The following is an 11,044-nucleotide window of genomic DNA, read 5'->3' as shown; positions in this document are numbered from 1 at the left end:
GGAGACGCTTTTGGAGTTTGAGTACGGGCCGGACGATTTAAAGGCCAAGGTTTATCACAGTCGATTTAAGTTTCAGAAGCGCTACTTCAGGATCGCCAAAGGCCTGGCTGGACATCACGTTGCACTACGTCCGAACACTGAAAGTGACGGGCTGTTTGATGTCTATTTCTGCCATCACTTTTTGCGAACGATCGACGTGAAGCAGCCTGATTACGGTTCATAATGTGTCAACCATGTCCCCGTACATGTGTCCACCATGTGTCCGGTCCGTACACGCTTTTGCAAAGTGACTCGCTGTAAGAGCGAAACCATAGGTGGCCGTTACCAAAAAAATGGATATGCCCCCAATCAATCAAACCACTCCCCCCTCTCCCGAAACGTATTCCGAATCATCTCCACCACCCACCCCACCTCCTGCGGATGCCGCACCTCAGCATTCACCCCCATCCACACCTGCCGCTGCATCCCCTCCAAAAACACCCCGTCCAACGCCGTCAACCCACGATCAAAACACCCCATATACCGCGGCAACAACCCAATACACGCACTGCACCGAATCATCTCCAGCATCAACGGATAGGCCTGCACCTGCACCACCCCCGCCAACCGCTGCTCCACCAGGCTGTTCCAGGGCCGCAACGCCTCCACCTGCCGATCCGGCTGCCACTGCACCAGCATGTAATCCGCCAGGTCCTCGATACTGTCCGGCCGCACCGCCAACCGTGAATAACGCTTGGCAATGTGCGGCGAATAATCCAACCGCGCCAACACCTCGGGCGCACCAATGGCAAAGCTCGGCCCGGCCCCCGGCGACTCCATCCCCGACAACCACACCACCACATCGGCCTCCAGGGCCTGCAACGCCAAATCGCTGTCGATGGAAATGATCTCCAGCCGCACACTCGCGTTGCGCCGCAACAGGGCAATCAGGTCGCGCCCCAAAATGTCATGCAGGATCGACTCGGCCACCGCCAGCCGAATCAGCGGTTGCTCCAGCACCGGCAGGCGTCGTTCATGGGCCAGGGCAATCAGTTGCGCCTGCAACTGCTGCCCTTCACGACTGAGGGCCAGGACATTGCCCTGATAGCTGAACAGCGAGCGGCGCAGTTGCTCTTCCAGTTGAGCCAGGCGCTTGCGCAATTGCGTGGCCTTGATGTTGAGGCTGCGGGCGGCCTGCATGAAACAGCCACAACGTGCGCTGATCAGGAAGTACTGCGCCACCTCGGGCTCGATGGTGGCGGCCAGCGCCAGCCAGGCCTCGCGGGACTCCGTCAGCCCTCGGTAAGGCGTGGTGCCGTGGGGTACAACCGGGTCAAGAAATACCATGGGAGACTCCCTGTCTTGTGGGTACTGTGCATCCAATGCGGTGAGACGTTTTTTACTCCAGCACCTTGTTCAACTCGGCGCCATCGATACTCAAGGTGGCGGTGTTAAGCATGCCTTCGAGGTAGGCCTTGGCAATTTGCTCCTGACGCTGGGCACGCAGGGCCTCGGTCAGGCGCTCACGCAATTCATCCAGCGTCGCGGTGCGCGGCGGTTGTTGCCCGGTGAGTTTGAGCACGTGGAACCCCGCCGCACTCTGCACCGGCTCCGACACCGCGCCGATCTTGAGCCGCGCCACCACGCCACGCATCTCGGGCACCAGTTGCTGCAACGGTTGCATCCCGGAATCACCACCGCGTTTGGCGCTGTCGGGGTCCTGGGAGTATTGGCTGGCCAACGCCGCAAACTCACCCGGCGCAGCCTGGGCCCGGCGGCTCAATTCCTGCGCCTGGCGGCGTACGGTGTCGAGGGTTTGCGGGTCGCCGGCGGCGAGGAAGATCTGGCTCACCCGGTACAACGGCGGCGTCACCCACTGCGCCTTGCCGCTGTCATAGGCTTGCTGCAACTCGGCCGCGCTGGGGTAGTCGGCCGGTACCTGGCTGACCGAAAGCATGTAGTCGCGAAACACGATCTGCTCGGTGGCGGCACGGGTCTGCTGCTCTACTTCCGGGCGCTGGCGCCAGCCCTGGGCGTCGGCCTGTTCAAGCACGGCCTTTTGCGCCAGGCGCGAACGCAGCCAGGTTTCCAGGGCGCCCCGGTTGCCGCGCAATTGCTCGCGGGTTTCCACCGGCAGCGCCGCCAGCACCGTCTTGAGTTCAAGCAGGTCGATTTGCTGGTTGCCCAGGCGAGCCACTGCCGGCCCGTCCTTCACGGCCACTGGCGCCGGCTGCTGGGCTGCGACCGGGTCACTGCCCGGTCGCAGGCTCAACCCCACCGCGACCGCCAGCACCACCAGGGCGCCGGCGCCGACCACAAGGGTTGGTTTCTTCACAGGGCAGGCGCCTCTTCGCGCGCGTCGACAGCCGGCGCGGCTTCGGCCTGGGCCTGAAGCTGGGCCGCTTGCTGGCTGTATTCTCGCAGGTAGACGATAAATTCCTGCAGCAGGCGGTCCCACAATTCCAGCTGGTTGCGCAGGTACGGGGCACCCACGCCGGCCGCCACCACATCCATCTCCATCAGCAGGAATTCACCCTGCAACGACAGCCGCGCAAAGCGGCGGGAGGCGTTCCACACTTGCGCCAGGCCGTCCGGCAATTCGCCCTGCACCCGCAGCGCGCAGCTGTAGGTGAAATCCACATAGCTGCCCTGCTCCACCGCCGGGTTGCCGAAGCGCACGGCAAAGCCGATGCCCTGGCTGGCGCTGAGCAATTGCACGATGCCGTTCTGCTCGGTCTGGTTGACCCGGTAGCCGGCTTCCTGCAGCAGCTCGGTCAAGGCATGCGGGGTAACGCTGGTGATCAGTTGTACGTCGCTCATAGTGGTCTCTTCCTTGTTGATCAATGATTAGTGACGGTCTGTGGAGCATCGAACCGATTAAGGTATAGACCATCACCAAAACCCTGGGCGAGTTCCTCGAACTTGACCCGGGTGCTGCTGGCGAACGGTTGGCGGATGCTCATCACGTCGGCCACGTCGATTTTTTCGTAGGCCGTCAGCAACTGCTGGGCCACGCCGTACATCTGTTGATTCTTGACTGAACATTGCTGCACTTGTGTGTCACGTTCCGTGAGTTGCGCCTGCAAACGTGCGCGTTCGGTCTCTTTGCCACGGGCGATCACCAGCAGGTCTTCGTAGGCCTTCTTGAACTTGCCGACTTGCTCGTTGCTGGCCGCCACCTGGGCCTGGGCCTGGCTGTGCAGGTTCTGTTGCTGGCCCACCAGTTGCTCGGCCACGCCACGGGTCTTTTCCAGCTCGGCGGTCAGTTGCTTGATCTGCGCCTGGGCCTGTTTGGCCTGGGTTTCGGCAGCGATGCGCGCGGCACTGGCCTGGGCCTGCTCGCTTTGCAGCGCCTGCAACTGCTGGGTGGTGCTGCGCAGTTGGGTGCGCAGGCGCTCTTCCATGCCTTCAGCCGAAGCGCCGGTGGTAATCAGCAGCAACAGCAGGCCGCAAATTCGCGTGTTCATGAGCTTTCTCCGGCGCATCAGAAGCGCGTGTTGAGTTCCAGTTGCATGACATCCACTTCAAACGGCGCGCCATACACTTCGGAGGCACTGAGCCAACGGGCGCTGGCATAGATGTTCTTGTCGAGGCCGTAATTGGCGCCGATGAAATAGCCCTTGGCGTTGGTGCCGCCGAGGTGGAACGAGGAGTCGTTGAAGCCGTCCGGCAAGGCGTCCGGCTGGATGTACTTGTAGCCCGCCAGCACGTTCCAGTCGCCCTTCCTGCGCATCTCCAGCGCACTGCCGAGGGTGAATTGCACCAGCAACGCGTTGCCACCACTTTCAAACTGGCCATCGCTGTTGATGTTGTTGACGATCTGGCCTTCGCTGCGCTTGAGCATCTCGCCCTTGTCGTAGGCCAGGTTGTGGATGAAGTTGGTCTGGCTGCGCAGCTTGAGGTCTTCCGGCAGCTCGCTGTCCCACGCCAGGTTGAGGTCCAGCACGTTGAACTTGGAGGCCAGGCCGACGAATTGCGGTTGCGGGGTCAGGCCGGGCGTTGCCGGGTTGGGGGCGATGTCACGCAGCAGGAACACGCTGTTGCCCTTTTGCATAAATGCCAGGCGTGTGCCGTCGGTGTCACAGGCCGGCTGGCCCGACCACGGCGAGCAAGGGCTGGAGCGTTCGCCCTGGATGTCGCCAAAGTGGTAGTAGGCCATCGAGCCTTTCAGGCTGTTGCTGCGGTTGATCTTCCAGTCGGCGCCGATCTGCCCGCCGAACATCCATTTGTTTTCGCTCTCGTCCTTGTCGAAACCGTTGGTGGTGGCCGTGTCGGGGCTGTACTCCACCGGGAATGCGCCGAGGGTGCCGAACAGGCCCCAGTCGCTATTGAGTTTGTGGTTGAAGATCGCCGCCACGCCGTCGAAATTGAGGTCGCCGGAATACATCATGTCGGTGGAATAGAACGGGTTGGCGAAGCGGCCCGCCGTCAGGGTCATGTAGTCGGTGGTTTTCCAGGTGAGGTAGCCCTGGTCGAGCCAGATGTCTTTCTTGCCAAAGCCGCCGCCCAGCGTCTGGGTGGTGGACACCGGGTTGTTGTCGTTGCCGGTGCCCAGGCGAATGCCGGCGGTCCAGTCGGGCGAGATCACGGCCTTCATGCCCAGGCGCGCGCGCAGGCGGAACAGGTTTTCGCGGTCCTCGCGGGTGTTGAGCAACGGCGGCAATTGGGTGTTGGTGTTCTTGTTGACGTCGTAGGGCCCGCTCTGGTTGAGCTTGGCGTAATCGACGATTTCATTGCTGTTGTTGCCCGAGAAGTAGCGCGACTCATCCCGCAGGCGAATGTCGCCGTCGAAGCTGATGCGCGAGACCCAGTCCGGAAAGGTGTTGGGCTGGGCCCAGTTTTCCTGCTTGGCGGTGGCCATGACCTCGGCCTTGACCTGGTCGCGAATCTGATCGCGCACCGCTGCCGGCACGTACTGCACCCGCACATCGCCAGGGGCGGCTGCCGGGCCGGTCGCCGCCACCGCAGTGGCCGCGTTGGCCTGGCGGGCTTGCTGGGCTTCTTTCTCGGCCTGGGCGATCAACCCGTCGGCCTGTTCCTGCTTGAGCACACCTTGCTGCACCAGCAGGCGGATCAGGTTGACCGTGGCGTTTTCCGAAGGTGCGGCAGTGGCTGCCGTCGCCTGGCCGACCAGGGTCGCAACGACCATGCCGACCGCCAGGGTCAATCGATTCACGTGGGAAATCATCTGCACACAACTCCTGTAGAAAACTGCAAAAAAGGGTTCGATCAATCCGGGCGCCGGCCCTTGAGGGACAGGCGTACCGGCAGGGTCAACGACGCGGGTGTGCGTTCCTTCAGGCGTGGCGTGGCACGCAAGGCGGCCAGCACCTGGGCGTCGGTCTCGGCGTCGCCGCTGGACTTGGCCAGCTCCACGCGGGTCACCTCGCCATCGGCACTCAGCCACAGGTCGGCCTGCAGCGTGTAGGCCTTCTTGCGCAGCTCCGGGTCTTCCCGCAGCAGGCGCTGGAATACACCGGCCAGGTACTGCTTGAACGTGCCGGTACCCAGGCCGCCGCCACCGGAACCGGCCATGCCGCCGCCCTTGCCGGCGCCGATGTTGAAACCGTCGGTACCCGACTGCGCGTCGCCGTCGATCTGCATCGGGTTGGCCAGGTCGTCCGCCGGTGAAGGCGGTGCTTCTTCCTCGGGCTTGACCTCGTCCGGGGTCGGTGTGGGTTCCGGCTCCGGGATTTTTTCCTGCACGTCGGGCTCGGGCTCCTTGGGTTTTTCCGGCGGCGGTGGCGGTGGTGGCGGCAACGGGATAATCGTCGGCACCTTGGGCGCTTCCCGGCGCACGCCACTCATGTCATTGGCCCACTGCCAGAGAAACCAGGCGGCCACGGCGCCCAGCAGCAGGCCAACGCCCCACTTCAATGGACGCAGCGGCGGCCTGGTTTTTACCGGTGTCGGCGTGATCGGCATCTGTGCGGTCATGGGTCAGCCCTGGCTCGGTTTGCCGGTGACCAGCCCGACCTGGGACAGCTCCAGGCGGCGCAGCAAGTCGAGCACTTCGATGACCTTCTGGTACTGCACCATGGCGTCGCCGCGCACGATGACCGGGAAGTCCGGGTTCTGCGCTTTCTCGATGCGCAGGCGCTCTTCCAGCTCGGGCAAGGTCACCGGGTAAGCGTCGAGAAACACCTGGCCGCCATCGTTTACCGAGATCGCCTTGGTCTTGGCCTCCGACAGCGACACCGAGGCGCTGGCCTTGGGCAGGTGGATCTGGATCCCCGAGACCTGGGCGGTGGCGGTCAGGATAAACATCACCAACACCACCATCAGCACGTCCACCAGGGGCGTGATGTTGATGCTGTCGACGGGTGCGTCATCGTCATCGTCGTGGGAGGCATTCACGGAAGCCATGCTGATTCTCCTCAGGCCGGGACGGTGGCGTGGTGGTCGCGACGGTGCGCCGCTTCACTGTGCTGGCTCTCGCCGTGCATCTCCGCCAGGCGAGTGATGAACTCGTCGACGAACACGCGCATGTCGGCGCTGACTTCCTTGTTGCGGGTAATCAGGCGGTTGTAGCCAAACAGCGCGGGGATCGCGACGAACAAGCCCATGGCCGTGGCCAGCAAGGCCGCCGCCATGCCCGGGGCAATGGCATTGATGTTCACATCACCGGCCATTGCCGTGCCGAGGAACACCACCATGATCCCCAGCACCGTGCCCAGCAGGCCGATGTACGGGCCGCCGGCGATGGCGTTGGACAGGGTTGAAAGCTTGGCGCCGAGCAACTGGTTTTCCCGGGTGCGCACACCGTCCATGGAGCAGCGGATGGCTTCGATGGTCGCCGCCGAAACCGACGAGGTGTCGGCGCCCTGGGCGCGGCGGGTACGGATTTCCTTGACCGCCACCAGGTACAGGCGCCACAGCGAGGAATGAGTCAGGCGTTCGGCCAACGGCTGGTCATCGGCGAACATTTCCAGGCGGGTGCCGATCTGCGCGAAGTGCTCACGGAAGATCTCGTTGGCCCCGCTGACGCGGCTGACCTGACGGTTCTTGCGGACCATGATGAACCACGACTGGAACATCATCCCCACCAGCACCAGGATGATCACCCAGGCATCCACCGGCACGGCCTTGAGCAGGAACCCCAGGCTGCCGAAACCGAAGCCCGACTGTTCTTCATCCACGCCGTAGGTCACCAGTTTCGACTCGGCGCCCTGGGCCGTGGCATCGGCCAGCAACAGGGCTGCCGGGCGCGCGACCTTGGACAGGCGCAGCTCGTCCATGGCACCGGCAAACGGCAGGTGCCCGCTGGTGGCTTCCGGCAAGTCCGCACCGATGGCCAGCTGGGAATTGAACGCCGGCATCGCTACCGCCAGGCTCGCGGTTTCGCGGCCATTGACGTAGAGCGAAACCTTGTCGCCCTCGGCGCTGAACGCCAGGTGCTGCCATTGGCCCGGGTTCAGCGGCTGGGTCGAGACCGCGCGCTGGCCGTCGATTTCGATAAACGGCATGCCCTGGTTCAAGCCCAGCAACAGGCTGTGGGCACCCTCGCGACGAGCCATCACCACTTGCTCACCGCTGGCCTGGTCCAGCCGCAACCAGGCACTGAAGGTAAACGCACTGCCCGCGCTGTGTTGCAGCGACGGACTGGCCGGCAGCAGCAACGGCTGGCCGCTGAACTGCAACGCGCGGCCGATGACCCCGTCGATGCTCGCACCGGTGGCATTCAGGGCGGTGTTGCCGTAGGCCGTGGTGTCCCGGGGCGGCGTGCCGTTGGCACCGTCAAAGTGGTAGAGCGCGGTGTAGTTCGGGTCGAAGGTCAACTGGCCGTTGGCGGTGGCCGGGGCCTTCTGGTTGCCGTAGTACATCCACAGGTCCTGGCGCTGGCCGCCTTCGACCTTGGGCACATCGACCCAGATCAGCGCCATGCCCATCAGCGGGTCGAAGCTTTCGATCTGGTGGTTGAACACGGTCTTGTCGTCGGCGCTGACAAAACGCAGGTCGGCGCCGTCGTCCTTGACCCCGTCAAAGGTGAAATTGCCGGTGTGCAGGCGCACCAACAGCGCCTTGCGGCCCAGGGCCTGGCTGATGGCCGCGCCTTGGGAGGTGGTGTCCACGGTGATCTGTTTACGGTAGTGCCAGTCGTCCTGCCACCAGGCATGGGCAGTGGCCGGGAGCGCGAAGCCCAGGCAGATCAACAGGCTCAGAAATAGGCGTTGCATGTCAGGAGTCTCCGAAAAAAAGGGTCAGAAAGTCGCCTGCACACTGAAGTGCAGTCGCGAGTCCTGTTTCTGGGTGTTTGGGCCATCGAGCAGCGGGTAGCCCCAATCCAGGCTGCCGGACAACCACTTGCTCAAACTGGCGCGGGTGCCCAGGCCGACACTGGCCAGGCTGTATTCGTCTTCCTGCTCGGGCAGCGGGTCATGCAGGCGCAGGCGCGCGCCTTCGGCAAACGCGTAGAAGCGCCACTCCTGCACATAACTGCCGAGGAACTTGGCGAGCGACGGCGTGCGCAGTTCCTGGGACAGCAGGTAGCCTTCGTCACCGGTGCGCTCGGCGGCGAGGTAACCGCGTACCGAGGTGGCACCGCCGGCGGAATATTGCTCGTTGGACACCAGCGGCCCCGAGGCCAGCTGGAAGCCGGCCTTGGACGCCGATTGCCAGTCGTTGCCGAAGGTGTAGGTGTAATTCAGGTCGCCCTTGAGCACGGCGAAACTCGGGCTGGCCTTGTCGCGTTTGTACTGGAACTCTTCGGCGTCGCTGCCGTAGCCAAAAAACGCGCGGGTGCCGACGATCAGGTTCAAGCCCAGGCCCAGCTGCGACTGCTCGGTGTAGCGGTAGCCGTTGTAGCCGAACGTCAGCGGTGCGTACTTGAGCGGGATATCGTCCGTGCTGCTGCCAAACTTCATCTGCTCCTTGAAGTCCTTGAAGTCCACACCGACCGAGAACGAATTGGCCCAGCTGCCGCTGGCCGGCAGGCTGTAGATCGCCGCCACGCCGTAGGAATGGCCCTTGCCCAACACGTTGCTGCCGCCGATGGTGGCGATGTTGCTGTCGGACTGGTAACCGGAGAACTGCAGGCTCCAGCGATCATTCAGCGGTGCGGTGTAGGAGCCCGACCAGACCTTGGCGTTGTCGCTGTCCTGGGGCGCCGTAAAGTAGGTCAGGGAAATGCTGTGGCCCAACTGCCAGAGGTTGTCGTAACCCAGCGTGGCCACGCTGCGCAGCTCCTTGGTGTCGGCGCTGTAGTCGTTGTTCAGGCCGAGGCTGGCGTGCCACGGGTTCTGGTCTTCCACCTGCAGGTCGACGTCCATGGTGCCGGGGCGCTGGCCTTCGCGAACCAGCGGCGTGACCTGGCGCCCGACGCCGCGGTTGAGGCCGGCGAGTTGGGTTTGCACGCGGGTGAAGTCCGGTACGGCGCCCTCCTTCAGGCCCGGCACTTCTTCGCGGATTTCCACTGGCGAATAATGCTTGGCGCCGACCACACGGACGCGGCCGACCTTGGTCTCGCTGACTTGCAGGTAGACGATGCCGTCGTCGACCTTCTGCTCCGGCAGCTCCACGAACACCGATTGGTAGCCGCGTTCCTGGTAGATCTTCTGCAAGGCATCCCGGGCGCCTTCGATATCGGCCAGGGTCTTTTGCGGGCCGAGAAACGGGTACACCGCTTCTTCGATCGCGCGGGCATCGAGCACGGTATTGCCGCGCACGAAGTACTCGTTGACGTCCACCCGCCGTGCCGGAGCCTCGGGCTCGGCGCCCTGCTCTTCGGCCTGCACCGGCTGCGCCAATGCGCCCAGCGTCAGCCAGCACAGCGCCAGCGTTGATTTGAACAGATGCTCCACACCGCCCCCTGGTTTACTCAAGATGATTGCCGTCGCCGTTTGCCCGGCGTTTGGCCTGTTCAATTGCTGGATATCGAGGTGTTGCCGTGCCGTGCGAGCCAGGTGTGCAGCAGGGCGAAGTTCAGGGAGAACTCCGGCATGTGCAGCAAGGCGCCACAGAACACTTCACCGATGATTTTCTGGATCAGTTGCACCGCCTGCGGGTTGCCGAGGAAGGTGGCGATGTCGCGTTGCAGGAGGTTGATGCCCCAGACTTTCTGGTTCAGGTCGAGGCCGACGAACCAGCGGAACAGCAGGTTGTAGTTGAGCTGTTCGTGCAGTTGCTGTTCGTTGGGGACCGAGTACAGGAGTTGCAGCAGCAGGATCTGCAAGACGGTCTGGGGGGCGATCCGGGTGCCGGGTTCGGCCTGGAGCAGGTCGCGGTGGTGGTCGAGGATGTCGTCGATCTGCGGGCGCAGCAGGACCAGTGAATGGCCTGCGGGGATATAGCTGGAGACTTCCTTGAGTGCACCTTGCCAGTCGTCCTGGGAGACGATCCATACCCACGGTGCGCCATAGCGGTAGACCGAGACCGGCTTTTTGCGCGCGGCTTCGACGATCTTTGACAGGCGCTGGTCGAGCTCCTGCATGCCGACTTTCGAGTAACGTTCCATAGTTCCCATTCGCCCCACTCCTGGCATCCTGCTTGCGGCTCTGGCATCGCCTGTTTTGGCGTTGTTGAGCGCGTTACATAGCCAAGACCGGGGTCGCTGGGGACTACCGAACTTTTGTCATAAAAGCTTCTTTTTTTGGGCGGGGGTTGGGGGGCATATCCGTTATTTGGATGATGGCTTCGATCGGTTCCGCTCTTACAGCGGGTCACTTTTGAAAGGAGCCCAAAAGTAACCAAAAGGCTCTTGCCCCACCACTCGGCACCTCGCTTGGGCTCGGTGTGCCCTTGTAAGATTGTTTTCACCTGCTTCAGACCGTAGTGCCCTCTGATTTCGAAATCGTGAGTGAGCATGGGTCGGAGCAGGTTCCTTCCTAAACTAGTCCGAACGGTTGCCTGGGCGCAAAGCCCGATTCTGCAAGGTTGGACGTGAGGAAAACGCTATGGACCATGACTCTGCGTTCGTCGGAATTGATGTTTCCAAAAACAAGCTCGACTCATTCGTCAGCACTACTGGCCAAGTCGAACAGTTTTCCAATACTCAAGAAGATATCCAGCGTTTAGCTAAACATCTCAAGGCTCAGGAGCCGGTTTTGGTGGTGCTGGAAGCAACTGG

10 protein-coding genes and 1 pseudogene are annotated in these 11,044 nt (G+C 62.8%); 1 reads left to right on the top strand and 10 read right to left on the bottom strand.

Features of this window, described 5'->3' with window-relative positions; translation table 11 throughout:
* Window positions 1-223: pseudogene (locus tag P3C29_RS32315) on the top strand (IS481 family transposase); the annotation flags it as partial.
* Window positions 224-348: 125 nt separating this feature from the next.
* On the opposite strand, the gene P3C29_RS32310 reads toward P3C29_RS32315, so the two are convergent.
* From P3C29_RS32310 to P3C29_RS32265, 10 genes are read right to left on the bottom strand one after another with little or no spacing between them, the layout of a single operon-like run.
* Window positions 349-1,326, bottom strand: coding sequence for a LysR family transcriptional regulator (locus P3C29_RS32310; protein ID WP_275966440.1), 978 nt, complete (start codon window positions 1,324-1,326; stop codon window positions 349-351).
* A 52-nt stretch (window positions 1,327-1,378) separates the two neighbouring features.
* The gene (locus P3C29_RS32305) at window positions 1,379-2,314 is read right to left on the bottom strand and encodes a peptidylprolyl isomerase (protein ID WP_275966439.1); all 936 of its coding nucleotides are present in this window, start codon (window positions 2,312-2,314) and stop codon (window positions 1,379-1,381) included.
* Window positions 2,311-2,799 carry a YbjN domain-containing protein gene (locus P3C29_RS32300; protein ID WP_275966438.1) on the bottom strand — a complete coding sequence of 163 codons (489 nt, stop codon included), beginning with the start codon at window positions 2,797-2,799 and terminating at the stop codon, window positions 2,311-2,313. The genes P3C29_RS32305 and P3C29_RS32300 overlap by 4 nt, the downstream gene beginning before the upstream one ends.
* A gap of 20 nt (window positions 2,800-2,819) precedes the next feature.
* Window positions 2,820-3,446, bottom strand: a complete 627-nt coding sequence (locus tag P3C29_RS32295; RefSeq protein WP_010173410.1) for a hypothetical protein — start codon at window positions 3,444-3,446, stop codon at window positions 2,820-2,822.
* Window positions 3,447-3,463: 17 nt separating this feature from the next.
* Entirely contained in the window at window positions 3,464-5,167 is a 1,704-nt protein-coding gene (locus P3C29_RS32290; protein WP_010173412.1) for a putative porin, read from the bottom strand.
* Between the two features lie 41 nt (window positions 5,168-5,208).
* Window positions 5,209-5,916 carry an energy transducer TonB gene (locus tag P3C29_RS32285; protein ID WP_201123278.1) on the bottom strand — a complete coding sequence of 236 codons (708 nt, stop codon included), beginning with the start codon at window positions 5,914-5,916 and terminating at the stop codon, window positions 5,209-5,211.
* Between the two features lie 3 nt (window positions 5,917-5,919).
* Complete coding sequence (locus P3C29_RS32280) at window positions 5,920-6,345, bottom strand: biopolymer transporter ExbD (protein WP_010173416.1); 426 nt, start codon at window positions 6,343-6,345, stop codon at window positions 5,920-5,922.
* Between the two features lie 11 nt (window positions 6,346-6,356).
* Entirely contained in the window at window positions 6,357-8,156 is a 1,800-nt protein-coding gene (locus tag P3C29_RS32275) for a MotA/TolQ/ExbB proton channel family protein (RefSeq protein ID WP_275966437.1), read from the bottom strand.
* 24 nt (window positions 8,157-8,180) lie between these two features.
* Window positions 8,181-9,779 carry a ShlB/FhaC/HecB family hemolysin secretion/activation protein gene (locus P3C29_RS32270; protein ID WP_275966441.1) on the bottom strand — a complete coding sequence of 533 codons (1,599 nt, stop codon included), beginning with the start codon at window positions 9,777-9,779 and terminating at the stop codon, window positions 8,181-8,183.
* Window positions 9,780-9,838: 59 nt separating this feature from the next.
* Entirely contained in the window at window positions 9,839-10,432 is a 594-nt protein-coding gene (locus P3C29_RS32265) for a transposase (RefSeq protein WP_010173422.1), read from the bottom strand.
* Window positions 10,433-11,044: the final 612 nt, after the last annotated feature.

The sequence above is a fragment of the Pseudomonas sp. 1912-s genome, from assembly GCF_029269205.1.
In the GTDB taxonomy this organism is placed as follows: Bacteria; Pseudomonadota; Gammaproteobacteria; order Pseudomonadales; family Pseudomonadaceae; genus Aquipseudomonas.
This window is presented reverse-complemented; position numbering and strand designations above follow the sequence as displayed.